This window comes from Terriglobia bacterium (genome assembly GCA_020072815.1).
Classification (GTDB): domain Bacteria; phylum Acidobacteriota; class Terriglobia; order Terriglobales; family Acidobacteriaceae; genus Angelobacter.
In genome coordinates this window covers 636,040-661,144 of the sequence record JAIQGE010000001.1, presented here as the reverse complement: position 1 = coordinate 661,144, position 25,105 = coordinate 636,040, and the positions used below count along the sequence as shown (strand labels likewise).

Genomic DNA, 25,105 nt, shown 5'->3' with positions numbered 1-25,105 from the left:
CCCGCTAAAGAAGCCCCTCGGCAACAAATGGCATTTTCTTTCCTTCAACGCGGAAACCTGGCGGACCACGCCCGCCACCTTTCGTTGTCCAGCTATGAGCCTTCGCTCACGCTGGAAGACCTGGTGCCGGGGATAGACAACGTCCGGCATGACGTGTTCCTGAGCCCCAAATTTGTTGACGCTGCCCGTCTGCACATTTTCAAGCTGATTGCCAAGCACGGCAACGTGGAAGAGTTGGCGACGGAAGAATCCCCGGACCGCCGGTTGCGGGCCCGCATGGCGCAACGCCAAGTCACGCGGCAACCGGACACCAACCGCCCGTTTGACCAAGCGGAATTCAAACACCTTCTCACCGACCTCCACGTGGTGGCGCTGAACCGCGCCAAGGCCGAGAACAACGTTTCCCTGGACTTCCTTTTCCGCCTGGCGGTGCTCAAGTTTCAACGCGCTGAACTGGTCAACCAGTACGGCATCGTGCTGGAGCGCTGCCGCGGCCGGCTCAAACTGTATGAAGGGCCGCGCCAGTCCGGCACCAACACCACCATGGGACTGCGGGAGCGCGTGATGCGCTTCCAGATCAACAAGAAAGCGGTGCTGCGGCGCGCTGGGCAGGATTTGTTCGTCGTGCTGCGGGAAGCCGAGAAAGAAGCTCTGGGCAAAACCCGCAGGTCGCTGTTCGGCGATAACCACGCCGCCACCTTTGATCTGTTTTTGAACCGCCTGCTTTTTTCGGAAGATGGCCAGGACGATTATTTGAACAGCGAGCATTACGTGATGCTGGGCAACTATGAGCGCGACCCTGACCGCTTCCAGACCATCCATGACGTTGCCGGGAAGTTCTTGAAGTCGCTGGGTGTGGTCGAGGAATTCGATGACCCGGAAGTGGAAGGCCTGCTCAACGTCCCGGAAAACGCCCAGGAGATCATGGCAGCCGGCGCGCCGGACGACGCTTCGCCCCAAGGCAAAGCGCAGAAGGCCATGCTCAATGCCTGGGTTGATTTGCTGCAAAGAGAGAGCGTGATGGAGAGCGTGCTGGCGTCGTATGAAGTGGCGCCGCTGCTGGCGCAGTACTCGCCGCCCATCAATTTGCAGCAATTGAAGAATGCTTTGATTTCGCGCACCGAGCGCCAGCGCGTGGAAACGTTGCTGGACGAACACGGCAAGATCTCCGCGGCCAACCTGCACGCCGCTGTCAGGAAAATTGAAACTTGCAAGAGTGCGGAACGCGCGCGGCAGGCGGGACGGTTCTTCGCCGACTTTCTGCGCTACCATCGCGACCTGCGGCGCATGGAGACGGTGCTGGCCGTCATGGACAGCGTGAACGTCCTGGGCAATGAGAAGTTCCGCGAACTTTCCGCGGTCAACAACACGCTGTACGAGTTCCTGCTGGCGGAAGAGCAGAAGCCGTCAGAAGAAAAAGTGATGCATCACGTGGTGCTCAAGGCGGACATCCGCGAGTCCACCACGCTGACCCGCACGCTGGTGGAGCGCGGCCTGAATCCGGCGTCATACTTCAGCCTGAATTTTTACGACCCCATCAACAAACTGCTGCCCAAATACCAGGCGCGCAAAGTATTTATTGAAGGCGATGCCATCATCCTGGCGCTGTTTGAGCGAGAAGGCGAACCCGCGCTGGGCGTGGCCCAGACTTGCGTGATGGCCAAAGACATTATTGAAGTGGTCACGGAGTACAACGCGCGGTCCACGGCCGCCGGACTGCCCAGCCTGGAATTGGGGATCGGCATTTCCTACCAGGACTCAGCCCCGCTGTACCTGATGGACAGCGCGCGGCAAATCATGATCTCCAAGGCCATCAATGAGAGCGATCGGCTTTCTTCCTGCCACAAAGGCATGCGCCGCCTGCTGGAGGCCCGCGACCTGATGTTTAACGTGTTCTCCTTCAAGACGGTGGAAGACGCCGATACCGGCGGCAATCCTGACGAATTCCTGCTGCGCTACAACATTGGCGGCATTCACATCAGTCGCGCCGCGTTTGCCAAGCTGCGCACGGAGATTTCTCTGCAAGCTTTTGACGTGGAAGTACCCATGATCTGGCGGAAGAGCGCCGTGCGCCTGTACTCCGGCATGGTGCCGCTGGGGCAGGGGCTGTTTCACCGCATCGTGGTGCGCGAAGGCCGCGTGGCCCACGTGGACGCGCGCGACTTTGCTTTGAAGAGATTCACCGACGATAACTACTACGAAGTGTGCACCAACGCGCGCATTTACGAAGCCATTGAAAGCGCGCAGACCACGGCCGCAGCGCGCTGAATCCGCCCCTTTACTCCAAATAAATCCTGGGCATGCGCGCGGAGATGTTGCACAGAATGTCGTATGGAATGGTGGACGCGACATTCGCCTGGTCCCACGCGGTGATCTGCCGCGAATCAGTTTCTCCGATGACGATCACCTCATCGCCCACGTCCACTCCGGCAATGCCGGTCACGTCCAGGGCGGTCAGGTTCATGCTGATGTTGCCGATCATCGCCGCGTAATCGTTGCGCACAATCACCCGCCCGCGCGACGACAAATGCCGGTTCAGCCCGTCGCCGTAGCCCACCGGGACCACCGCCACGCGCGTGGCTGACTGCGTCACGTAACCGCTGCTGTAGCCCACCGGCTGGCCGGCTTCCACGTCGCGCACCTGCAGCACGCGGGTCTTCCACGTCAAAGCGGGCTTCACCGGAAGCTCCAGCGACGAATCACTGGTCCCCGTCACAACCGAGGTCAGCGGCAGGGAATACCCGTACAGCGAGAGCCCCGGACGCACCATGTTGAACCACGATTTTGGCCGGCTGGCGATGGCCGCGCTGTTCGCCATGTGCCGGAGCGCCACGGTCAGTCCCGCGTGGTTGGCCTTGCCCAGCGCTTCAGCAAAGCGCGCCAGTTGCTGCTCGCCAGCGGGATGGTCGATCATCTCCGACGCGGCAAAGTGGCTGAACATGCCTTCCAGATAAATGTGCGGAGCTGAGCGGATGGCGGAAAACATCTCTTTCAGATCACCCAAGTCCGCGCCCAGGCGGTTCATGCCCGTATTCACTTTCAGGTGGATGGCCACCGCGTTCTTGGGTTTCACGCGCTCGGCGGCGTTTTCCAGCAGCTCGATGTGGTTCCAGTCCCACACCGCGGGCGTAAGCCCGTAGCGGACCACGTCATTCTCTTCGCCGCGCCACAACCCGCCCAGCAGAAGGATGCGTCCGTGGATCCCGCCTTCGCGCAGGGCGACGCCCTCTGCCGCGGTGTTCACGGCAAACCATTTGCAGCCTTCTTCCTGCAAGGCCAGCGCGCACGGCCCGGCGCCGTGGCCGTATGCGTCACTCTTGATCACCGCGCAGACCACGGCTTCAGGCTGTACGAAAGAATGAACGGTGCGGAAGTTATGCCGCAGCGCAGTGAGCGAAATTTCTATCCAGCAAGGGGGTGTGTGCATTCGATTGGTGGTCCGGCGTCTTCATTCCGGCAACTTCATTCCGGCAAACATGCGTGGCAAGCGGGTGGGAAGGCCGTAAGTTGATTATAAAGGCAGGGGGTTGGATGAGGCGGCGTTACGGCAGTTCAGGGAATCCGGAGAGTAAAGCAAGAGTCGACTCACAGACGCCGACATCTCAAGGTCGCTTTGTTTTCCGGCTGCCCAATGATTCCGCACTTGCTCCTGAGTCTTGGGCCGGGGGCTTCTTGATCTGGCCTGGTATCGGAACAAGGCGGTCATCCTCTGACAGGCGGAGCTTCACAAATGGGTCAGCCTGGGGTGGAACAAAACCGTCAGCCAAGATGATCTGTAACCTCGAGGAATACTTATCTGAAACCTCGATCAAGTAGTCGTACGCCTTATTTACCCTTTGAATGTCGAATCCTTCTTTTCCAACATTGCTGGTCAAACCGTCAATGAACAAAAGCCCTGGGAGGTTGAGTCCAAGCTCAATGGCTGTTTCGTGGTGTGCAAGAGCGTGTGCGAAATTTACGAAGATTTCTAGTCCAGGAGAGCTAAGGTTCTCGAATTTTCGACCATCAATGACAGGCAAATATGTTGTTCGATCGATAAACGCGTTCTTAGGGTTTAGGAATTGCGGTAGTGAAACGCGGTCAAGAATCCGCTGAAAGTTAGCTTCGAGCTTTTTTATATTATTTTCAGCCGACTGCTTCTTTAACGAGGCATCATCCAATTGGGATTCGAGACGCTCTTTCTCGCTTTCGAGCTTTGCCCTCGCTGTACTCAGGTTTTCCATCCTGGAGTAAAGCCTCAGATAGTCCCTATAGCGATCTATGTCCGACTTTAAGCTCGCTCTCTGAGCCGACAGCTCCGCGATGCCCGACGCTTTATCAGAGACGAATGAAGAGCTGAGGTAGTCCAACTCCTCTCCAAGCCTCCGGCGCTTAACCTGTTGTTGGTTGATCTCTTCTTGAATACGAATGAGAGCACCTTGACGCGTGCGGATTAACTCGTCAGTCTCCTCCCGTTGAGCCATGATCCGCTCCTGTTCGTTTATGAGATCCTTTCTTGACATCTGCGGACTAGGAACCCGGTGACAAAGATAGCACTGGTCAGGTTTGTCATCGGCGGGATCTACAGACGCACCGCAACGCGGGCAAACTTTAAAGTCAAAATCGCTCAGATAAGTTTCTGCTACGATTGCCTTCGTCAGTCGACCGCTCTGGGACTCAAGTTGATTGATCAAGCGGGTGAGTTGTTCAATCGAACGCTCTTCTCGTTCAAGAGCAAGTCGGACTGCCGCCTGTTGCTCATCGATTCGCAATATTTCGGAACGCAGAGTTTCTATGGCAGAACTCTTGCCAAAAGTTGCTTGCCGCATGACCTCTTCCTCAATATTGCTTAAGGCGGTCTCGGTATCGGCAAGCTGACGCTGCAATTGTGCCCGGTTCTCCCATGCCGTCCCTTCGAGCAACTTCTCAAAAGCTGAGGACTGATTGTTGATAGACCGAAGGTCTGAGTAAACGGTTCTGAGCTGCTCCTGAACGATGGCAATCTCGATGTCGTAAATGCCGTAGATTACCTCGAAGACATATTTGCGTTTGATGTTTTTGAATGGGTCCTGATGGCCGAAGACGCTCTGATCAATTTCCTGCTGAGTTAGGTGACAGTAGAGAAAAAAGTCGTTGATGGTAAGAGGGGACGATTCACTCTCCGGTTTGCTCGGCGCTGTGGGTACCCTTAAAGCCGGGTAGTGCATTTCTTCCAGCAACCAATCGCCAAAGGTGCGTTGGCCTGGATATTCTCGTTCCATTGCAGGCAAACGTAAAGCGCTCGAGCCGGTTGCAATGTCAACTTTAGCGGTCTTTGTCGAAACCGCAAGGCGAACAATCGATATGTGCGAGTCTCCGATCAGAAGATCGCCTGCTAATGCATTAACATGCTCACGGACTTCTGGAATGAGGTTATCCAAACCCGCTCCCAAGAGCCCACGACAGAGGCGCAAGAGTGTTGATTTGCCGGAAGCAATTGGCCCAGTAATAATGTTTAGCCCGGGTTCAAAAGCAACTTTCCTGTCGGTACCGACAAGCGAAATCTGGTTGAGCGCCACCTTCACAGTCGTTCCCCCCAATTTGCACCGGACACTTCCGGAAAATGCCTGTAAATGAATTCCTTCAACGCCGTGCCACTAAGGTCAAAGTTGCGCCTAAGGAGTCGTGCGCATTGTGCAGTTGGTTTCCACGGCTCAGTATCGGCAAATTTATCCGCGAGGGCTTCCCCTTGAGTGCTTGTTTTGTATCCTATACCGCCAGGAACTGGTACCGGAATGATCAGGCCCCTACCAATGAGCCGACCCAAAACTGCAAAGTACGAGGGATCCCAAGGTCCATATCGAAAGCGGATCATTCTGTTGTCGATGTCATTTCCTTGTTCAGAAATCTCTTGCTTGAGTAACGCTTCGGGATTGCGAATTCGTAAAGCCCTCTCTAGAAATTTTGGATACCTCAAGAGGAAATCTAGCTTAGCTAGTTTTGTGCGACCCTCCAAGGCTCTAGTCTTGCCGGAGAAAGCGTGAATGAGTAACAACAAACGGACTTCGGACTCCGCAGACGGCTGAAATACGCTTTTACGCATCTACGTTGCCCCAATCGAACCTGCACTGGTCAGACAACTCGCACAACTCCCCCATAAGCAACTCGACGTCTTGCTCGAAAAAATCGTGTTTGTCGATGATTTCCCGGTTGGCCGTGAGGACGTCCATGAGCTTTGTCCAAATGTTAGATGCCGGATTGGGGCCATTTCCGTCCGCAATGCTAATTGCTACAGCACGGCTTAGAAGCCGCTGGCGCACATCCTCCAAAAGTTCCTCGGCGTCAGCAAACAATGAAGCGGACGATTGCTCAAGCTCTGTGGACACAGCGTGGGCTCTTAAGCTCTTGGCCACGCTGATCAACTGGGGTGGAGCGCCGCCTATGATCAACTTTTGTTCAAGAGGAGATGTAACCGCCTTTTCTGGCTCGATAACTTGCCTGAGCAAGGTTCCAGCCTTGGAAGTAATCGGGCCAAACAACGGCTTTAGAATCTCTGGTGTGAGGCGCTTCTTCTGAAAAACTTGATGGTCACTCAGAGGCTCCAGAGTTAGGCAAAACTCTTCCCAGTCATCGGCATCAAGTTTGACATGCATCGCCTCGAGAATTCTCTCGATGATCTTGTCATATATGCTTTTCGTTTGTTCGGCAGTGAGGTGCTTGGCGTGCTGCCCCAAGAGCAACAAGTTTTGTGCTTCGATGCTGTTGCGATAGCGATGATAGGGTAATACGTGGAGTTTGCTCACGAACTGGGACACTTCTTCAAAAGTGCCCTCGACCGCGTCTTGTATTTTTTTTAGCGTTTCAGGCGTTGCTTCATTCCTGCGAAGCTGTTGTATTGCGTCCTGGAGTTTCAAGGCACCTTCTAGAATTAATTCCAGCCGAATATTTGCGTGATCCTTGATTACTTGATAAGTACGAAACAGCGTATGTATGCCGCCACCATGCTTTTGAAGGATGTCTGATAGCCTCCAAGGACCGCGGTCAACGTTGCGAGTTTTGATCTGCTGAAAACGCCACCGTGCGCTCTCCTCAATAGCAATGTCCTCGAAATGCTCCATTACGACGGACTTGATATTTCCGCCGATTGCGCAGTTCAAGCAGAAAGGAAACGCAACCTCAGCTTGGAAACGAAAGCGTGCGGAGGTATCTGCTCCAGTATCGTCCGGGGGGACCAGGTTGCCTATCTCGATGGCCATACAAGGGTGCCCTAGTCTACACGAGGTTTTGAGATGTGGAACATCATGAACTGCAAACATTCTGATTCTCGCAACACGAGCTAACGGGCCGCTCAGCCTCGATTTCCTAGATTCGCTATGCATTCGCCTAGTGAGGCTATCATGCAGATCGGTTGCGCAAAATCACAAAATGTGGGGATGGTCTAAGGTCGGGCAACCCCACATCTTGTGGTCGGGCGTTTTTGGGGCTGGCCAGAGCGGTTTTTGCTTGCGTTTTGGCAGCTTCCGTGGTAACATAACTCATTTTATTGCAATGGTTTAGGGGAATATGCAGAGTTGGCGGAAAACATGCAATTTCGAGTCAAAAAGGGTGGTTTTTGGAGGGGGATCGCCGGGGATGAATCGTGTAAGTCTATATTTTCCGGGGATGAAGCTAGGGGCCGCACGGAGCGCGGCATCGCCGAAATCGCCGACATCGCGCGTGATCGCCGTGATCGGAAAGGCAAAAGAACCTTGCCGCTGATGAACGCTGATCACGCAGATTGGAGAACCCAGACGCCCAGGCCATCATTTACTATCGCCACCGGAGATTGCATGCGTCCTATTGATCGGATTAAATCAATGAGCAAGAAACTCAGTCTGGTGTTCGCGGTTCTCGCGTGCGTCGTGAGCGTGGCCGGCAATGCGTCGGTGCAAGGAACGGCTGTCGCCAGGATGTCAGCCGTCGCCAAAGCGCAAGCGCCGACACAAGCGCCGTCTGGCCCAACGCCTGGTCCAACGTCGCAACCCGCCCGCCCGGACATTGACGACATCGTCACGCAGGCGCTGGCGGCCAGCGGAGTTCCGAGCGCGCAAGTGGCCATTGTCGAAGGCGGCAAGTTGACCTACGTCAAGGCGTATGGCCAGGCGCGGCTTGATCCCCCGCTCCCCGCGCGGACGGACATGCGCTACTCCATCGGCTCCATCAGCAAGCAGTTCACCGCCGCCGCCATCCTCATGCTGGAGGAAGAAGGCAAGCTCTCGCTGGACGACCACGTGGAGAAGTTCGTCCCCGGGCTGACGCGCGGCAATGAAGTCACCGTGCGCCAGTTGCTCTCGCACACTTCCGGATACCAGGACTACTGGCCGCAGGATTACGTTCCGCCGTTCATGCTCACGGCCGTCACGTCGCAAAAGATCCTCGACCTGTGGGCGCGCAAGCCGCTGGACTTTGACCCAGGGACCAAGTGGCAGTACAGCAACACCAACTTCGTCATCGCCGGGATGATCGTGGAAAAAGCCGGGCACATGCCGTTTCTCGACTTCCTGCGCGCGCGCATCTTCAAGCCGCTGGGCATGAACAGCGTCGCGGACATTGACCAGAACACGCTGGCCGCAACCGACGCCACCGGTTACTTCCGCTACGCCCTTGGCCCACCGCGCGTGGCGCCCAAGGAAGGCAAAGGCTGGCTGTTTGCCGCCGGCGAGCTGGCCATGACCGCCGAAGACCTGCAGAAGTGGAACATCTCAATCATCCAGAAGAGCCTGCTCAAGCCGGCGTCATATAAAGAGCTGGAAACCGAAACTCGCCTCAAGGACGGCGGCGGCACGAATTACGGCCTGGGCATACGCGTGCTCCACATCAACGGGCGCCTGGTCCTGCAGCATGGCGGAGAAGTGTCCGGCTTCACCGCCGCCAGCGTGGTTCTGCCCGAAGACGGCGTGGCCGTGGTGGCGCTGACCAATCAGGACGCGGTGGATGCCTCGGCCGTGATCATGCGGGCGATTGTGAACAGGCTGGTGGCGCTCAATCCTCCGCCGGAGCCTGACCGCGATGAGCGCGTGAAGAAAATCCTGGAAGGCCTGGCCCGCGGAGAGATTGACCGCGCATTGTTCAGCGATAACGCGAATGCCTACTTTACCGACGTCGCGCTGAAAGACTACGCCGCCAGCCTGGCGCCGCTGGGCGAGGTAGAGAATTTGCGGCAGACGTCCACTGGCAAGCGCGGCGGCATGACGTTTTGGGATTACACGGCCCGCTATTCAGGCAAGTCCGTGGCGATTTCCGTCTATGCTTTGCCGGGCGGCAAGATCGAGCAGTTTTTGGTGAGCGCGCAGCAGTAGGAGATCCGTGTGACGTTGCTACTCTTCCGGCGGAGGTCCACTCTCGTTCGTCGTGTTCTCAAAGCGCGTAAATTTCTTGATGAACGCCAGATGGACCGTTCCTGTGGGGCCGTTACGCTGCTTGGCGATGATCAGTTCCGCTTTGCCTTCCAGATCGGGGTCGTCTTGTTTGTAGACTTCTTCGCGGAAGATGAAGCCCACCACGTCGGCGTCCTGCTCGATGGCGCCCGATTCGCGCAGGTCGGCAAGCTGCGGACGGTTGTTGCCGGTACGGGCCTCCGGCGCGCGGCTCAACTGCGAGAGCGCCACCACCGGGCAGCGCATCTCCTTGGCCAGGCCTTTCAGCCCGCGCGAAATCGCCGACACTTCCTGCGTGCGGTTCTCATAGCGCCGCGCCGTGCCCATGGGCGCGCCGGCCACCAGTTGCAGGTAGTCCACAATGATCATGTCCAGCCGCCCTTGGGCTTGCATCAGGCGGCGGCACTTGGCCCGCATTTCAGAGATGGAGATACCCGGAGTGTCGTCAATGAAGATGGGCGCGTCCACCAGCGACGCCAAGCCGGTCACCAGCTTGCCGCGCTCTTCGCGGCTGATAAAGCCGGTGCGCACGCGGTGCGAATCCACGCGCGCCTGCGAACACAGCATGCGCATGATGAGCGATTCGCGCGACATTTCCAGGGAGAAGATGCCGACGACTTTCTTGTCATACACCGCGGCATTTTCCGCGATGTTGATGGCAAACGCCGTTTTGCCCATGGACGGCCGCGCCGCGATGATGATCAGGTCAGACTTCTGCAGCCCGCTGGTTTTTTCGTCCAGGTCTTCATAGTAGGTGCGCAGTCCGGTGATGCGCTGGCCTTGTTCGTAGAGCTTGTCAATCGAGCCGAACGAGCCTTTGACGATGTCCGGGATGGCCATGAATCCCTGGCCAATGCGTTTTTCCGCGACGCGAAAAATCTCCGACTCCGCCGCGTCCACAATCTCTTCCGCCGGCGCGTCCTGCTCGTACGCTTTCTGGATCGCCGTGGTGGCCGCGTGGATCAGCCCGCGCAGCAAAGCTTTGTCTTTGACGATCTTGACGTACTGTTCAATGTTCTTGACGCGCGGCAGCCCGTCGGTGAGCGACGTAACGTAAGCCACGCCGCCCACGGCTTCAATCTCTTTGTGCTGGCCCAGTTGTTCGGTGAGCGTGACAAAATCAATGGCCCGGCCGGAGTCAGAGAGCTCCATCATCCGCAGGTAAATGCGGCGATGGGAGTCGAGGGAGAAATCTTCAGCCAGCAGAAATTCCGCGGCCTGGTGATAGGCCTGGTTGTCCAGAAGGATCGCGCCCAGGATGGCGCGCTCGGCGTCGGCGCTCGCCGGGAGCGCGCGGTCAAGACTGTAATCGGTGGTTGCCATAGCCGATTTCCTTCACCATCCTACTACAGAATTGTATGGCGAAAATCAGGAGAAGCTGGGGTTTCTGCCTGCAAAAAGCACAGGAAATCCACACCGCTTTCCCACAGCGTCGTGCAAAACCTTGCTTTTTGCGATGAAAACACCGGATTGCCCTAACTCCCGGCATGCCCCGGCTCAAAGCTGTCACCGGCTCGCGGAACTCGGGGTCGTCCAGCGTGAGAGCGTGTTGCAAGAAAACAAAACCCGGCCTGTACCAGCCATACAAGCCGGGTTTGCGGGGTGGATGTTCGTCGCCGCGTGTTGCCGCGCTGGCGATTCAGAGATTTACGCGGGCTCCTCTCGCGCCTATCCGGTGAAGGATCAGGTCAGGCTGCGCCCGTCTGGGAGCGCATGCCAACGCAGATTGAGCCCAAACATTGCCCCAGCGGGGAAACGTTCTCGACCGTTGCGAATCGAACGCTCTATCTCAGTGGTCGAACATCGCACACTTGGGTGCTAGAAATATCCATGAAGGAATGAGTGCGTGCAAGGGCCACGCCGGGATTGTGGTGGAAATCTCTGTGGAGATTGCCGAATTCTGTGGAAATGGGTGGAAAAGTGGGAGGCATCATAAACAGAGGGTCGGCCTTCAGCGAATTTCTGGCCTTTCTGGGAACGCGACGCCCACCTTCGCAACTCCGGGGGCTGGTGTAGAGTTATGCGGTTGCAAAGAAGAGCCAACTCCGCAGCATATCGCCTGAGGGAGGAGATGTGAATTACTGCAGAACTGCTGTGATTCTGTTGTTGTCATGGGTGTCATTGTCCGCCAAGGCTGATGACGTTGACACTTACATTGAAGCGCAGATGAGGCAACTGCACATCCCCGGCGTTTCCCTTGCCGTAGTTCGCGACGGACGCATCGCAAAACTACAAGGCTACGGCCTGGCCAACGTGGAGTTGAACGTGCCTGTCACTCGAGACACGGTATTTGAGATCGGATCCATTACCAAACAGTTCACGGCCACGGCCATCATGATGCTGGCGGAGGAAGGAAAGGTCGGCCTTGATGAAAAGATCAGCAAGTATCTCGCCGGTGTCCCGGACGCATGGAGCGGCGTGACGATACGGCATTTGCTGACCCATTCTTCGGGGATACAGAACTATCTGCTGGTGCCCGGTTTGTTTGAAGCCACCACGCGCCCCGGATTGTCCCATGATGACATTGCGCGGCTCTTCTTCGCCCGCCTGCAGCAGTTGGAGTTCCGGCCAGGCGAGACCTGGGCCTACAGCAACACGGGCTATCTCCTGCTGGGCAACGTTATCGAGAAGGCAAGCGGGAAATCCTACTGGGAGTTTCTGGATGAGCGGATCTTCAAACCGCTAGATATGAGTTCAAGCCGCAGCAGCGAGCCGGCAACAATCATTTCCAGACGCGCGGCCGGCTACGAATGGACGGGCAACAGCTTCAAGAACCGTGCGGCCCTTACGGAAAACGCTTATGGCGCCGGTTCCATTGTTTCCACGGTCGGCGATATGGCGAAATGGGACGCTGTGCTTTACGGCGAGAAGCTGCTCAACAGGCTGAGCCTGAATCAGATGTGGACTCCCGCCAAAGCGGCGGGCGGCGCTCTTGCACCGTTCAATTACGGGTTCGGCTGGTTCGTGGACACCTATCACGGGCATCGCGTAGTGGCGCACACTGGCGGCACGCCGGGGTTTTCGTCGGCCATGTATCGTTTCGTGGACGACAAGCTTACCGTCATCATCCTGACCAATCATGCCGACCGCGTCATTGACCACCTGGCCATTGACATAGCGGGCATGTACGTTCCGGCACTCGCGAGGCCCAAAAGCGCGCAGGCTGATCCGGATGCCAGGACTTCGCCGATGCTAAAGAAGGCGCTGGTGGACCTTTGCGCCGACAAGGCTGCTCCAGAGCCGTTCACTCCGGCGATGCAACTCCTTTTGAAAACCGCCATGGGAAGAGAAGTGTGGCCATGGGTCTGCGCCGACGGCGAAGTCAAGTCTTTCACCTTGAGCGAAAGGGAGGAGACGGGTGACGCCCACATCCTGCGCTACCAAGCCGTGCTGGGAAATGCCACCCGCTGGTTCAGTTTTACAGTAACAGCAGACGGGAAAATCGCTCAGGTTTATTGGCGGTAAGCGGGGCGCACGGCCAGTCCGGAACTAGCGGAGAAACCCTTCCTTATCCTTACTTCTCTTCCGGCTCGGCCAGCAACTTGAACTCAACTTCGCGCGCGCGTGATGTAACTCTCTTGTCGGCGTCGCTGACAAACTCCTTGAGCGTCCCCCGCAAAACATAGTAGCCGTCTTCGGTTTTGGTCTTGGCTGGGCCGCGCGCAAACGCTCCTTTGAACTCAAACCAGACTCCGTATAAAGCCTTAGTCGTAAACGCCATTTCATGGCCCTTGACGGACGCCTGGCTGAACCACTGGTCCAGGAACGTGACTTGGCCGCCCTCTTGGTCGCCCTGTCGGGAGATGTATCCGGTGATACCGTCCTTATCCAAAGTTATCTGGACGAACTCGCCTTCTTTCAGGAAGCTGTACATGCCGGAGAAATCTTCGGCGGGCGAATTATCGCTATCTGGCTGGGCCGCTTTGGTTTGCGAAGGTGGCGCGGTTTTAGCGTTCTTGTCCTGGGCGGCTGCCGCCAGGGACAGCGAGAGCAGACACGCGATAAGCAGTCTGAATCTAAACATGGCGTTCATCATAGAGGCCGGAGATCAGAAGATATAATCGTTCTACTGGCCTGGAAGTTCAAGCCCAATGCAGTTGATGACTAACTCGGCGCCCAACGAGCTGGATGCGGGCCGCGCGGGCCTCAGTTTCATTCTTGAGCCTGAGCCCTGGCTGCGCATCTTCCTGCGCAACGTGGCGGACCTGTTCCGGCCCGGGCCGCCGCCGGTTTGGGTGACGGCGCGTCCCGCTGCGTACTGGCCGGACGCCCTCGTCCACCGGCCTGCGCCCTGGACGGCCATCCGCCAGTCCAGCTTCGCGCATATTCTGGCCATGCTGCTGGTGTACGAATTTACGCAGTTCTGGGTGGACCAGCCCCAGGTGATCTCGACCACTCCGCGTAACACCGTCATTCACTACCAGCTTTCCGAATACCTGCCGGCGGTGAACCCGCTCAAGAAGAGCCCCACGCCGCCAACGCGCCGCAAGGCCCAGACCGCTGACCCGGAATATGCCGCGCAGGAAATCATCTCCATCCACGTGGACCACACCAGCAAACGGCAGACCATCATCCAGCCGGACCTCAGCATTCTCCAGCAGGACGTGCCCTTGCCCAACATGATGGTTTCCACCGCGGTCCCCGGCGCGCCGGTGGCTTCGCGACATGCGCTGGCCAACCTGCTGGACAGCGCGCCGCAAGTGGTGCCGCCGGCGGAGCAGACAGCTCCCGCACGGCGCTTGATCTTTCCGGCGATCCCGAAGCCGGAAATTGTCGGTCCATCGAGTCCGCCGACGACCGATCATGCAGGGCCAATTCTGCCGCTGAATGGACCCATCGTGGTGCAGCCCAGCCCGCAGGCCGTGGTGCGCGATCCCAGTCGCCTGCAGATTCCGGCGCAGGCCCCGGAAGTTGCGCCGCCCGCTTCCGGCGTCGCCACTAGCCACACGCTCGGCCAGTCATTGCCGAATGTCGCGCCTGAAGTTGTGCCTCCAGCGCAGCAGGCAGCAGGACGTCGCGGCAGCCCCGGGCTCGCGCTTTCCCAGCAAGCGCCCACCGTGGTGCCGCCGCCCCAGCCCATCTCCGCCGGCCCTGGAGAAACCCAGTCCCGCGCCGCGGGGCAAATCCTGGCTTTGAATGCTCATCCAGTAGTGCCCATGGCCCCGGTCATTATTCCTCCCGGCAATCGGCAGGGCGAGTTTGCCGCCGGCCCGGAAGGACGCCCCGGCGCCACAGCGCGCCCGGAAACCCGCGCCGGCGATGCCCCGTCTGACTCAAGTCGCGGCGGAGACAGCTCGAGTTCGTCCAGCATTTATGTGTCTGCTCCTCCCGCCAAGATCACCGGCAACGTGGTCATGACGGCGCCCGCCGCGCACTTTGCCGTGCCTGATCGCACAGACCTGCCGCCGGACAAGATTGACAACCAGATTTTCGGCAGTCGCAATCGCTATTCCATGAAGCTGGGCATGACCAACTTGAATTCCACCCTGTCCAGCTGGACCATGCGTTTTGCCGAGTTGCACGCTGAGCCCGGAGCGCCCGGCAAACTCAGTTCGCCTGACCCCATCAAGAAAGTTGATCCGGCGTATCCCGCCAGCATGGTGCATGACCGCATTGAGGGCGTGGTGGTGCTGTACGCCGTGATCCGCACCGACGGCACGGTGGGCGAGGTCCGCGTGCTGGAGGGTTTCAACGAACGTTTGGACGAAAACGCCCGCGTTGCTCTGGAGCAGTGGCGCTTCCGCCCCGGAACCAGAAACGGCGTCCCCGTGGACGTGGAGGCGGTGGTGCGCGTGCCTTTCCGTGTGCCGAAGCAGGAGTTCTGAAGCCTTACGGCCTGATCTCCACCCTGGTCCCTACGTTCACCATCGCCCAGATCTCGTCGATCTCAGGATTGGTCACCGCGATGCAGCCCAGAGTCCAGTCCATATTGCGCCTTTCCGCAGGCGGGCCGGTCCACGCCGGCGTTCCACCGTGGATGAAAATGTCGCCTCCGGGATTCACGCCCAGCCTGCGCGCTCGCTGGCGGTCCGCTGCGCTGGGATACGAGATATGCAGCGACAGATGAAACTGGCTGTGCTGGTTGCGCGAATCAATGGTGTAACGGCCTTCCGGAGTTTTGTTGTCGCCTTGGCGGTCTTTCGCGCCAACGGGCTGTCCGCCCAACGCCACTTTGTAGGTCTTCAGGACTTGGCCCTGGCGCAGTAAGGTCAGCGTGCGCGTGGATTTCACGATGACGATCTGGTCCGCCCGTGGCAGGTCGGCGGCGGAGTTGATCTCCGCTCCAAAAAGCATCCACCCGGCAACCATCGCGACGGCCAGCAGGCGTCTTTTCATAGCACTCCATTCTGCCATCTTTTTTCGACGACTCAACGCCCAATCCGCGCCTTCTGCTGCGGCCGAATTCCGCGCGGACGGCGCCTCATTTAGAATTTAAATAACAGCAATGCCCAGCCTTTATCAAAAATGGATGTACGCGTGGGAGACCCGTCTCACCATGCGCGACACCAACCGCGTCGTCCGGCCCCTGGATTGGGGCCTGGACTGGGCGCGCCGCTGGCCCGCACTCAATGGCCATGCCCCTGATTCGCCCGACGCGTACGAACAATACATACACGACTTGAATGACCGCGTGGTCGCCAACAGTGACCAGTTTTTCTCTTACGTCACACCCGCCGATTTCCGTCTGGAAACGCGCAAGATTGAACTCTTCGCCACCGGCAGCAACGCTTCGGAGAAGGCCCCCAAGGGCGAGGGCATCTACCTGCGCTTCACCTCGCCGGTGCGCACGCCCTATCCTGAGAACGACCTGGTGAATGCGCGCTGGTTTGAGACTGCGGGCGACCGCGCAGTGATCATCCTGCCGCACTGGAACGCCAACGGCATCGCTTACAACGCGCTGGGGACGCTGCTGAACCGCTTTGGGATCTCCGTGCTGCGCATGAGCAAGCCGTACCATGACATCCGCCGGCCCAGCGAGACGGCCCGCTCGGACTACGCCGTGTCATCCAACATCTGCCGCACCATTGACGCCGCGCGCCAGGCCATTGTTGACGTGCGCTCCTGCATTGATTGGCTGTACCAGCAGGGTAAGACCAAAGTCGCGGTGCTGGGGACGAGTCTCGGCTCCTGCTACGCCTTCTTGGCCGCCGCTCACGACGCCCGGCTGCGCGTCTGCGCCTTCAACCACGCTTCAACTTACGTCGCCGACGTGACCTGGACCGGCCAATCCACGCGCCACGTCCGTGAAGGCCTGGAAAATGACGGGCTCACCCTCGATCGCCTGCGCCAGGCCTGGCTGTGCATCAGTCCCATGGCTTATTTTGATAAGTTCGCGCGCTTCCCCAAGAAGTGCCTGATGATTTACGCCAAGTACGATCTGACCTTCATCCCGCAACTCTCACGCGAAGCCGTGGCCGCTTTCGGCGAACATGGCATTGACCTCAAGACGGTGCTGCTCCCCTGCGGACATTACACCACCGGCGAAACGCCGTTCAAATACATGGACGCGTATTACATGGTGAAGTTTCTGGCGAAGAACCTGTAGGGCTTTTTCTGAAATCCCGAGCGGAGCGAGGGATCCCTATCTTCTAGAACGGCTTTCAGCCAAAACAGAAATAGAATCTCGCTTATGTTACAGAAGAACTCCGGCTGTCCGTGACCCCAGCGTTGTCGGCGATCATAGGGACCCCGCGCTACGCTCGGGATTGTGGAAAGAGCAGATGCCCCGATGGCCCGATGATCCGATGTCGCGATGTTGCGATGCTATTACTTGTTCTTCCACACCGGTTTTCGCTTCTCGATCACCGCGCGCAAGCCTTCCTGCACGTCTTCCAGGCTCATCAGTTCGTTGAGGTAGAGGTCCTGCGAAGTCTTCATGGCTTTCTTGAGCGGCTGGCCGATGGAGCTGTTGATCACGCGCTTGGTCACTTCCAGCACCGGGCCGCTGAACTCGGAGATGCGGAAAATCAGGCTCTCCACGTAGGCGTTCAGCTCACTTTCCGGCACGACCTTGTTGACGAAGCCGAACTTCAACGCTTCTTCCGCGCTGAGCGCTTCGCCCGTCAGGATAAGCTCGTACGTCTTCTTCTGCCCGATGATCTGCGGCAACATCACGGCCGCAAACGGCGGAAACACGCCGAGCTTTACTTCCGGCTGCGCAAATTTTGCTTTCGGAGTGGCAATCACCATGTCGCCGAACCCCACCAGCTCTGAGCCGGCGCCGATGGCCGGTCCGTTCACCACCACCAGGACCGGCTTGGAGATGTCCACCATGGCCTGGAAAACGCGGGTGAATGCGTCCAGCGTTTGGAAGACGCGGTCCGGGCGCGAATCTTCCAGCGAAATGCCGGCGGAGAAGGCCTGTTGCGACGATGTCAACAGGATGGCTTTTACGTCGCCTCGGCCGTTCAGGCTTTCAATCGCCTCCGCCATTTCCTTCATCATGGGGACAATCAGCACGTTGTGCGGCGGGTTATTCAGGGTGAGGCGGGCGATAAAGTTGGCGATCTCAAATTGGATGTACTTGAGCGGGCGTGTCCCCCTCCTGGTGTCTCCGGTTAAATCAATTTCGGGCGCGGACGGTGTGGACATGAGCTCCCTCAAGAACTGCTTTTGCAAAGCTTGACGCAAGATTATCTGACGAATGACCTCCAGGAACAAGAGAACAAATGCCTTACGGTCACTCGCTAGTTCATACTCCAGCCCAGCCGTCTTTCACCCACTGGGGCTTGACCTTCCGGATGGGATTCTCCCACTCCCAGTTGACAGCAAGCCACGCGGTTGTCTACCTTTCTTAACGCATTCAGAAAGGGGAGGACACTCCACATGAAAACAGTTTCCAAGCTATTGGCGTTAGCGACGATTTTTGCTCTGTTCAGCATGCCCGCGGTCCAGGCCGTCGGCGCGGACGATGATGATCAACCCCACATGGAGGCTGCTCTGAAGGCCTTGCGTGAGGCCAAAGCGCACCTTGAAATGGCCAAACATGACAAAGGCGGACATCGCGTGGCGGCCATCAAAGCCACCAATGAAGCCATCCGGCACACTGAAATGGGTATGAGAGCCGGCGACAGACACGAAGACCACAAATAGATGACTGCGTGAGCAGATCAGATCTGATCAAGGCCGGTTGCGGGCAACCGGCTTTTTCTATTTCTGCCGTCTCCCGCATCTCTCCCTTGCCGTAGAATGACCGCATGAAAATCGCATTGGGCGCCGACCACGCCGGCTACGAGCTCAAAGACAAGATCAAACGGTATCTCCAGCAGAAGGGCCTGGAGGTCCTGGACGAAGGCACCTTCTCCAGCGAATCAGTGGACTATCCTGACTACGCGCGGCTGGTGGCGCGCGACGTGAGCGAGCGCCGCGCCAGTCTCGGCATCCTGGTCTGCGGCAGCGGCATCGGCATGGCCATGGCCGCCAACAAAATCGCCGGCATCCGCGCTGTGAACGCTTCCAGCGAGCAGGAAGCCCAGCTCAGCCGCGAGCACAACAACGCCAACGTTCTCACTCTGGGCGCGCGCATTTTGCCCCAAGACCAGGCGCTCTCTATCGTGGACAAATGGCTGGCCACGCCGTTCGCCGGCGGACGGCACGAGCGGCGCGTGGAGAAGATGGGCGCGCTCGACCAGGAGCGGGAAGAATCGCCCACAGGTTCTTCCGGCGCAAAGCGGTGAATACACAAACTGCTTTTGACGGACCCTGAAGTGTACGCAAGAAACGCCGCCCGGGCCGTTCCTGAAGAATAGGGACCAGGGAGGTCTTGTGATGAAAAACTGGGCGAAGGCTGTTCTCCTGTTTTCTTGCTGTGCTCTTGCCGGTTGCGGCAGCAGCACGACAACCTGCAAGCTCACGGCCATCAATGTCTTTCCGCAAAGCGCCACCGCTGACCATGCCGCGTTGGCTCCCGGCAATCAAATGCAGTTTGCGGCATTCGCCGCCAGCGGGACTTCCGGTTGTGCCGTTGCTTTGTCCAACCTCACGAATGCAACGTGGAGCGTCTCTGATCCGGTGGCGGTCAGCATCGGCAACGTGCAGGGCCCGAACTACGGAATGGCCACATGCCTGACTGCGACCGCATCCGCCGTAACTGTGACCGCCACCGTTCCTGCCGGCGACGGCACCACAGTGAGCAACACATCTTCCCTGTCATGCAAATGAGATCCTGGAAGCGTATAAAAGTCCATATGATACGAACCAAGATGAGCCTCTTCCTCACGCTCTTGTTGTTGACCGCCGGCATGGCTGCCCAACCGAAGCCTGCTCAATCCAAGCCCGCGCAAAAAAAACCGGCGCAGGACAACAGCGCGCAGTGGATCGCGAAACTCAAAGCCACGCCCTTGGCCGACATCGAATCCGGCCTGCCGGACCGGACCTTTGGCAAGTGGTTCGCAGACCAGGCCCGGCCCGGCGTGCCGCAATACACCGCGAAGCCATGCGAGATCGGCGAATCCAGCGGCCCGATGTGCGTGGTAGCCAGCGCCAACGTCAGCCGGACCAAACGGCTGGAACTCACATTCGCCCTGATGGGCGGCGAGCGGACAGTGCAGAACGACAAGAACCCCGCGGCCAAGCAGGCCACTTGCCGGTTCCTGGTCGGCTCGGTGGGGCCGCGCGATCCTCGCATGAAGTTCCCCACCCAGGTGATCAGGAAGCTGAGCGACCTGCCGCCTCTTGTGCGCGGCCACAACGCGCTGGGCCACTAAACGTTCCCCAATCGCCCGCAAGTCCTAGTAAGATTCTCTTGGTATGCACATAAAAGATATGCACATAAAAGACATGAAAACTGCCTGGATGTCCCGTTCGCTCATGGAAGCCGACCCGGAGATTGCCCGCGCCATCAACCATGAAGTGCAGCGCCAGCATGAAGGGCTGGAACTGATCGCTTCAGAAAACTTTGTCAGCCTAGCGGTGCTGCAGGCGGTGGGGTCGGTCTTCACCAACAAGTACGCGGAAGGCTATCCCGGCAAGCGCTATTACGGCGGCTGCGAATTTGCCGACGTGGCGGAGAGCCTGGCCCGCGACCGCGCCAAGCAACTTTTCGGCGCCGAGCACGCCAACGTCCAGCCGCACTCCGGCTCGCAAGCCAACATGACCGCCTACATGGCGCTGCTGCAGCCGGGCGATACCATCATGGGACTCAACCTGGCGCACGGCGGGCACCTCACCCACGGCCATCCTTTGAACTTCTCCGGCAAGCTGTACAAAGTGGTCCCGTACAACGTTCGCAAAGACACCGAAACCATTGACTATGACGAACTGGAGCAACTGGCCGAACGCGAACATCCCAAGCTGATCATCGGCGGCGCCAGCGCGTACGCGCGCACTTTTGATTTTGCCCGCATGAGGCAAATTGCCGACAAAGTCGGCGCCAAGCTCATGGTGGATATGGCCCACTTCGCCGGACTCGTCGCCGGCGGCGCGCATCCATCGCCCGTGCCGCATTGCCACATCGTTACCACCACGACCCATAAAACACTGCGTGGTCCGCGCGCCGGCTTGGTGCTCTGCCGCCAGGAATTCGCCGCGGCCGTGGACAAAACAAATTTCCCCGGGACACAGGGCGGCCCGCTGGTGCATATCATCGCCGCCAAGGCAGTGTGCTTCCGGGAGGCGCTGCGGCCGGAGTTCAAGGACTATGCCCGCCAGATCGTGGCCAACGCCAAAACGCTCGCGCAAAAAATGATGGATGAAGGTTTCCGCGTGATCTCCGGCGGCACGGACACCCACCTCTTCCTGCTCGACGTCTTCGCCAAGGGCATCCTGGGCAGCGACGCGGAGACCGCCCTGGGCCAGGCCGGCATCACTGTTAACAAAAACGCCATCCCCTTTGACACCAACCCGCCCTTCAAGCCCAGCGGCATTCGCATCGGCACGCCCGCGCTTACCACGCGCGGCATGAAAGAAAAAGAAATGGTGCAGGTGGGCGCCTGGATCGCTGAAGCTCTGAACAATCACCAGGACGCGCAGGTGTTGGCGCGCATCCGCCGCCAGGTGCTCGAACTGGCCGAAGCTTTTCCTTTGTATCCGGAATTGCGCGAACCGGTGGGCGTGGCGTGAGTGAAGGACGATTCTGACTCAAAGAATAGGCCGTCGCACAACTGGCAGTTGTAGGTTTCTTTTGGGACAAGCTCAGCGTGAGGTAATATCCTCTGTGCTGCCTGAACCAAAATGTCGCTAAAAAAATACCTAGAAGAAACGAGTTCTGGTTCCATAGCGAGTGAAATTGGTTTCTACACTCCGCTGGCGACGCATCTTTTTGGGGCCTTGCTCGGGTACCCTCCCAAACAGCGCATCATCAACAAGTCTGGCGAACACGGCATCCCGGATATCCGCTTATATTCGCAAGAAGACAACTCAGAGTGGGTAGTCGTTGAGGCCAAGCGCGATGACGCCGAAATCAGGGACGAAGACCGCCGGGCGAAACTCTGGCGGGAACAGGTCGTTGGACACCGGTACATCAGCCCAGAGACTTTCTATGTTGTGCTCTGCGCGCCGCGGACCTTCTACGTTTGCGACTTGGATGGCAATCCGCTTGAAACGATCCATATCGAAGACAACTATTTGCGGAATCCGCGGACGGGTGCGGAATTCCCTCTCTCTGACAAAGGGTTTCGGGAGGTTGCGGGCCGGATAAGTTATGACGCCTCCCTGGAACGCCGGCAGTTCGAAGCCTTCCGTCGCGGTGAGGTGCGCAGCGGCCACATCCCGCTCACCCCTGAAACTCTTTCCCAGCTGCAATCCGTATTCGTATATGCCATAGACAAACTCAAAGAATATTGCCGCGTGCATTTTCGCGAACTGCGCGCCAAGCATGACGACGCGAGAGCGCAGATTGGGGAAATTGACCAGAAACTGGCGAATATCGGCTCGGGAGCCATTAAAGAAAGACAGAAGCTCTTATATCGTCGAAAAACTGTCCGGGCCAAGTATCGTCTGGCGCTCCAGCTCTTCGAAGACGATTACGACCGGTTCAAGCACGATCAGACATACGCTGGCACGCAGCTAGAAGAGAACTTTGAAGACATCTTTTGCACCAACACAGCGTATGTCGCGTTGAGCCGGCTCTTCTTTGTGCGAATCTGTGAGGATTCGGGGCTAACCACACACAAGATTTCCAACTCGGGGATCGCGGTGTGGCGTGACTTTGTCCAGAACATCAAAGGCAATTATCAGGACCTGCTGGATGTGGCCTTCAAAGACGTGGCCCACGTTTACTCCAGCCTGTTTGAAGCATCCGTGTTTGACTGGTTCGGAAAAGGCAACGGCCTGCTGCATGACATTCTGGAGAGAATTCTTTTCCGCCTGAACGCATTCGACTTCCGCGTTATCAACCGCGATCTTCTCGGTTCCATCTACCAGTATTTTCGCCCGCGGATTGAGCGTAAACGGTTGGGAGAGTATTACACGCCGGTAGAGGTGGTTGATTTCATCCTGTCGAGGACTGGAATCGCAACTGACCCAGCCATCATGCAGAAACGGATTCTCGATCCTGCCTGCGGATCGTTTACCTTCGGCGTGCGCACAGCGGGCGTTCTCTTGCGGGCCGGCGCAGGTCTTTCGCCGCAAAACAGAATTGACTTGGTGCGAACTTGCCTGCGCGGCCAGGACATCAATCCTTTTTCCGTTTTTCTCTCGCACTTGAGCCTTTTGTTCGCGCTGCTGGATCTCTACCTTGAAGCAAAACGGATTGACCCCAGTTTCGAGATCAAGCCGATGGACGTCTCCATACAGAACTCGCTGACGGCGGCAATTCCCACACCCAGGGAAATCGGCGGGATGGAAGAGGAGGAGTCCGAGGCCAAGAGAGAGCAGTTTGATTACGTCATTGGCAATCCTCCTTTCGTTCGCAATGAACGTCTTCCCAAAGAGGACCGCGAGGTCCTGAATGATCTCTTCCCCAGTTTGTCCGTAAGAAATACCGACCTTTCGGTGTACTTCATTTATGCCTCCATTGAGTATTTCACGAAAGAGAACGGAATCCTGGGCATGGTGGCGCCGATTGGCATTGCCAATACTCAAATGGCGGCGTATCTCCGGAATTTTCTCAAGCAAAAAGACTATGAGCTTACGGAGCTGGTTTCCCTGGAGTGGTGCGCCAAGGAGGCTTTTCCCGGCGCGGACATTGTCCCAATTCTGATTTTTCTAAAGAAGAAGCAGCGGCCTGCAAAACACCGGATTCGCTTGATCTCGGGTCTGCAGACCCTTGGCGAGCTTACGCGATGCATGAAAGACGAAACTTTCCTCAAGAGCAAGTCGGCGGAGCTTCCTTTTGATGAATGGACGCAGCTAAGCGCCAACGGGGACTGGTGCCTTGACGTTGCGGAAGAGGATTTACCGATTCTGCGGAAGCTCAATGCCAAGTCGAGCATAGAGCAGCAAGACGTGGCCCGCTGTTCTTATGGTATCAAGGGTGGCAACCGGCAGAAGTTTTTGCGACTGGCTGAAGATGTGAAACGAAGCTCCGATGAAGTCCCATTTCTAAAGGGACAGCATGTCGCCGCTTTCAATGCTTCCACTGAAGTGGACGAATATGCAAATTTGACGAAGATCGCCACTGCAGAAGACGCATCCATTTGGGATGAACTGGAATTTTATAAGGCGAACGAGGGAAAAACCGACAACACAGGAATGGGCAGGTACGATTACGTCACTCCCGAACGACTGGGGAACTCCTCACCCAGCGATACCCTCTGCTGCTTGATCCCCGAAATATACGTGACACTGGTCGCGTCTGTGATCGATCCTCTCAAGGTTGCTGCCAACAACAGCGCGATCATACTGGTGCCCAAGAAATACAGTGCCTACTGCTTATCTGCAATTCTTAACTCGAGGGTTTCACGTTACTATGCATTCCTAACGCAACGATCCGCAATCCTCCTGCGACGGCGCACACACTGGTTTCCCCGCTCACTAAAAGCTATTCGGATGCCGGAGCTAACTAAGCAGACGGCGCAGGCGTTGCACAATCTAGCTCGTGAAGCCACAACTCTCTCGGCTGGTGTTGCCGGGAATGAGGCAGAGGCCTATCTCGCGGGCAATGCGAAAATTGAACAATTCAAGAAGGCCGCCTTTCTGGGCGTGAAGTTTAGTCTCGAGGGCGAAATAGACCGCGAGGATTTGGCCGACGCCAAAGAATCAGAAAACGAACTCCATATTGGAAAAATTGCAATTAGCGCTCCCGATTCCGACCTATTGATACTGCTGCGGGCCGCATTGCTGGCGACCGACCAAGACGAATTTACAGCCGAAGACTTGGAAAACGCCCAGCTTCCAGGTGAAGCAGCAGACAGGAAGGAATTGGCCCACGCGATCAATGATTTTGCCGCGAACATTAAGAGGACGGAAGAAGGTGTCTTGCGGATACTGGAAGAGATTGATGAGATTGTCGCAAACGGCCTGGGACTCACCGCCAAGGAGCATGACATTATCAAGCGGCGCTGCCAGCAGTTTCCTCTCTCTGTGACCGTGGAACGGCCAAGGTTTGCATGGAGCGCAGACCGCAAGAGTCAGGCCCGGCGAATCTACCAACCTGGAGAGCGGTTCAGGTAGGATTTGGTAAACTCTTAACTTGTCAAGGTGAATAGAATACGATATAATGAGAATTGATGCGCAAGGCGTCAGAAATAAGACAAGGTCTTTGACAATCTAATCAAGCACGGTCACCAGTCGGCCAAAGAGAATCCGCAGAACCATGGGTTCCATGCAAAGGACGCTAAGCCGCAAAGAAT

18 protein-coding genes are annotated in these 25,105 nt (G+C 57.6%); 11 read left to right on the top strand and 7 right to left on the bottom strand.

From position 1 onward, the window contains the following. The first annotated feature begins 27 nt into the window (after positions 1–27). Entirely contained in the window at positions 28–2,268 is a 2,241-nt protein-coding gene (locus LAO20_02810) for a hypothetical protein (GenBank protein ID MBZ5530339.1), read from the top strand. Between the two features lie 10 nt (positions 2,269–2,278). On the opposite strand, the gene alr is transcribed toward LAO20_02810, so the two are convergent. The 3 genes from alr to LAO20_02795 all read right to left on the bottom strand — a co-directional run bounded on the left by alr (position 2,279) and on the right by LAO20_02795 (position 7,214). Beyond that, positions 2,279–3,427, bottom strand: coding sequence for an alanine racemase (alr, locus tag LAO20_02805; GenBank protein ID MBZ5530338.1), 1,149 nt, complete (start codon positions 3,425–3,427; stop codon positions 2,279–2,281). 175 nt (positions 3,428–3,602) lie between these two features. Next, positions 3,603–5,543, bottom strand: coding sequence for an AAA family ATPase (locus LAO20_02800; GenBank protein MBZ5530337.1), 1,941 nt, complete (start codon positions 5,541–5,543; stop codon positions 3,603–3,605). A gap of 510 nt (positions 5,544–6,053) precedes the next feature. Beyond that, positions 6,054–7,214 (bottom strand): DUF4297 domain-containing protein, encoded by a 1,161-nt coding sequence (locus LAO20_02795; protein ID MBZ5530336.1) that lies wholly within the window; start codon positions 7,212–7,214, stop codon positions 6,054–6,056. A 693-nt stretch (positions 7,215–7,907) separates the two neighbouring features. On the opposite strand from LAO20_02795, the gene LAO20_02790 reads away from it, so the two are divergent. Then, positions 7,908–9,296: a beta-lactamase family protein gene (locus LAO20_02790; protein MBZ5530335.1), complete on the top strand. Its 1,389-nt coding sequence runs from the start codon at positions 7,908–7,910 to the stop codon at positions 9,294–9,296. Between the two features lie 18 nt (positions 9,297–9,314). On the opposite strand, the gene dnaB is transcribed toward LAO20_02790, so the two are convergent. Beyond that, a complete protein-coding gene (gene dnaB, locus LAO20_02785; GenBank protein MBZ5530334.1) occupies positions 9,315–10,697 on the bottom strand; it encodes a replicative DNA helicase in 1,383 nt (460 codons plus the stop codon). A gap of 750 nt (positions 10,698–11,447) precedes the next feature. Here dnaB and LAO20_02780 point away from each other — a divergent pair. Further along, positions 11,448–12,839: a beta-lactamase family protein gene (locus LAO20_02780; GenBank protein ID MBZ5530333.1), complete on the top strand. Its 1,392-nt coding sequence runs from the start codon at positions 11,448–11,450 to the stop codon at positions 12,837–12,839. Positions 12,840–12,888: 49 nt separating this feature from the next. Here the strand turns inward: LAO20_02780 and LAO20_02775 are convergent, their stop codons facing one another. Then, the gene (locus LAO20_02775) at positions 12,889–13,398 is read right to left on the bottom strand and encodes a hypothetical protein (GenBank protein ID MBZ5530332.1); all 510 of its coding nucleotides are present in this window, start codon (positions 13,396–13,398) and stop codon (positions 12,889–12,891) included. 67 nt (positions 13,399–13,465) lie between these two features. Here LAO20_02775 and LAO20_02770 point away from each other — a divergent pair, with 67 nt between their 5' ends. Further along, on the top strand, positions 13,466–15,199 hold the full coding sequence (locus tag LAO20_02770; GenBank protein MBZ5530331.1) for a TonB family protein: 1,734 nt from the start codon (positions 13,466–13,468) through the stop codon (positions 15,197–15,199). 4 nt (positions 15,200–15,203) lie between these two features. On the opposite strand, the gene LAO20_02765 is transcribed toward LAO20_02770, so the two are convergent. Beyond that, the gene (locus LAO20_02765) at positions 15,204–15,710 is read right to left on the bottom strand and encodes a L,D-transpeptidase family protein (protein ID MBZ5530330.1); all 507 of its coding nucleotides are present in this window, start codon (positions 15,708–15,710) and stop codon (positions 15,204–15,206) included. A 133-nt stretch (positions 15,711–15,843) separates the two neighbouring features. On the opposite strand from LAO20_02765, the gene LAO20_02760 reads away from it, so the two are divergent. Further along, complete coding sequence (locus LAO20_02760) at positions 15,844–16,920, top strand: alpha/beta hydrolase family protein (protein ID MBZ5530329.1); 1,077 nt, start codon at positions 15,844–15,846, stop codon at positions 16,918–16,920. A gap of 221 nt (positions 16,921–17,141) precedes the next feature. Here the strand turns inward: LAO20_02760 and LAO20_02755 are convergent, their stop codons facing one another. After that, a complete protein-coding gene (locus tag LAO20_02755) occupies positions 17,142–17,966 on the bottom strand; it encodes an enoyl-CoA hydratase/isomerase family protein (GenBank protein MBZ5530328.1) in 825 nt (274 codons plus the stop codon). Between the two features lie 234 nt (positions 17,967–18,200). Between LAO20_02755 and LAO20_02750 the strand changes: the two genes are divergently transcribed. The 6 genes from LAO20_02750 (at position 18,201) to LAO20_02725 (ending at position 24,926) form a co-directional block, all read left to right on the top strand. Further along, the gene (locus LAO20_02750; protein ID MBZ5530327.1) at positions 18,201–18,467 is read left to right on the top strand and encodes a hypothetical protein; all 267 of its coding nucleotides are present in this window, start codon (positions 18,201–18,203) and stop codon (positions 18,465–18,467) included. 104 nt (positions 18,468–18,571) lie between these two features. Continuing rightward, positions 18,572–19,051: a ribose 5-phosphate isomerase B gene (gene rpiB, locus LAO20_02745; protein MBZ5530326.1), complete on the top strand. Its 480-nt coding sequence runs from the start codon at positions 18,572–18,574 to the stop codon at positions 19,049–19,051. 91 nt (positions 19,052–19,142) lie between these two features. Beyond that, entirely contained in the window at positions 19,143–19,535 is a 393-nt protein-coding gene (locus LAO20_02740; protein ID MBZ5530325.1) for a hypothetical protein, read from the top strand. Positions 19,536–19,561: 26 nt separating this feature from the next. Beyond that, positions 19,562–20,080: a hypothetical protein gene (locus tag LAO20_02735; GenBank protein MBZ5530324.1), complete on the top strand. Its 519-nt coding sequence runs from the start codon at positions 19,562–19,564 to the stop codon at positions 20,078–20,080. 88 nt (positions 20,081–20,168) lie between these two features. After that, on the top strand, positions 20,169–21,434 hold the full coding sequence (locus LAO20_02730) for a serine hydroxymethyltransferase (GenBank protein ID MBZ5530323.1): 1,266 nt from the start codon (positions 20,169–20,171) through the stop codon (positions 21,432–21,434). Positions 21,435–21,545: 111 nt separating this feature from the next. Continuing rightward, the gene (locus LAO20_02725) at positions 21,546–24,926 is read left to right on the top strand and encodes an N-6 DNA methylase (protein MBZ5530322.1); all 3,381 of its coding nucleotides are present in this window, start codon (positions 21,546–21,548) and stop codon (positions 24,924–24,926) included. The last annotated feature ends 179 nt before the right edge of the window (positions 24,927–25,105 follow it).

Coding starts and splice junctions, on each gene's coding strand:
- LAO20_02770 (MBZ5530331.1), top strand. CDS start 13,466: ATGCAGTTGATGACTAACTCGGCGCCCAACGAGCTGGATGCGGGCCGC.
- LAO20_02730 (MBZ5530323.1), top strand. CDS start 20,169: ATGTCCCGTTCGCTCATGGAAGCCGACCCGGAGATTGCCCGCGCCATC.
- dnaB (MBZ5530334.1), bottom strand. CDS start 10,697: ATGGCAACCACCGATTACAGTCTTGACCGCGCGCTCCCGGCGAGCGCC.
- LAO20_02750 (MBZ5530327.1), top strand. CDS start 18,201: ATGAAAACAGTTTCCAAGCTATTGGCGTTAGCGACGATTTTTGCTCTG.
- LAO20_02735 (MBZ5530324.1), top strand. CDS start 19,562: ATGATACGAACCAAGATGAGCCTCTTCCTCACGCTCTTGTTGTTGACC.
- alr (MBZ5530338.1), bottom strand. CDS start 3,427: ATGCACACACCCCCTTGCTGGATAGAAATTTCGCTCACTGCGCTGCGG.
- rpiB (MBZ5530326.1), top strand. CDS start 18,572: ATGAAAATCGCATTGGGCGCCGACCACGCCGGCTACGAGCTCAAAGAC.
- LAO20_02725 (MBZ5530322.1), top strand. CDS start 21,546: ATGTCGCTAAAAAAATACCTAGAAGAAACGAGTTCTGGTTCCATAGCG.
- LAO20_02790 (MBZ5530335.1), top strand. CDS start 7,908: ATGTCAGCCGTCGCCAAAGCGCAAGCGCCGACACAAGCGCCGTCTGGC.
- LAO20_02810 (MBZ5530339.1), top strand. CDS start 28: ATGGCATTTTCTTTCCTTCAACGCGGAAACCTGGCGGACCACGCCCGC.
- LAO20_02795 (MBZ5530336.1), bottom strand. CDS start 7,214: ATGGCCATCGAGATAGGCAACCTGGTCCCCCCGGACGATACTGGAGCA.
- LAO20_02740 (MBZ5530325.1), top strand. CDS start 19,143: ATGAAAAACTGGGCGAAGGCTGTTCTCCTGTTTTCTTGCTGTGCTCTT.
- LAO20_02765 (MBZ5530330.1), bottom strand. CDS start 15,710: ATGAAAAGACGCCTGCTGGCCGTCGCGATGGTTGCCGGGTGGATGCTT.
- LAO20_02760 (MBZ5530329.1), top strand. CDS start 15,844: ATGTACGCGTGGGAGACCCGTCTCACCATGCGCGACACCAACCGCGTC.
- LAO20_02775 (MBZ5530332.1), bottom strand. CDS start 13,398: ATGTTTAGATTCAGACTGCTTATCGCGTGTCTGCTCTCGCTGTCCCTG.
- LAO20_02755 (MBZ5530328.1), bottom strand. CDS start 17,966: ATGTCCACACCGTCCGCGCCCGAAATTGATTTAACCGGAGACACCAGG.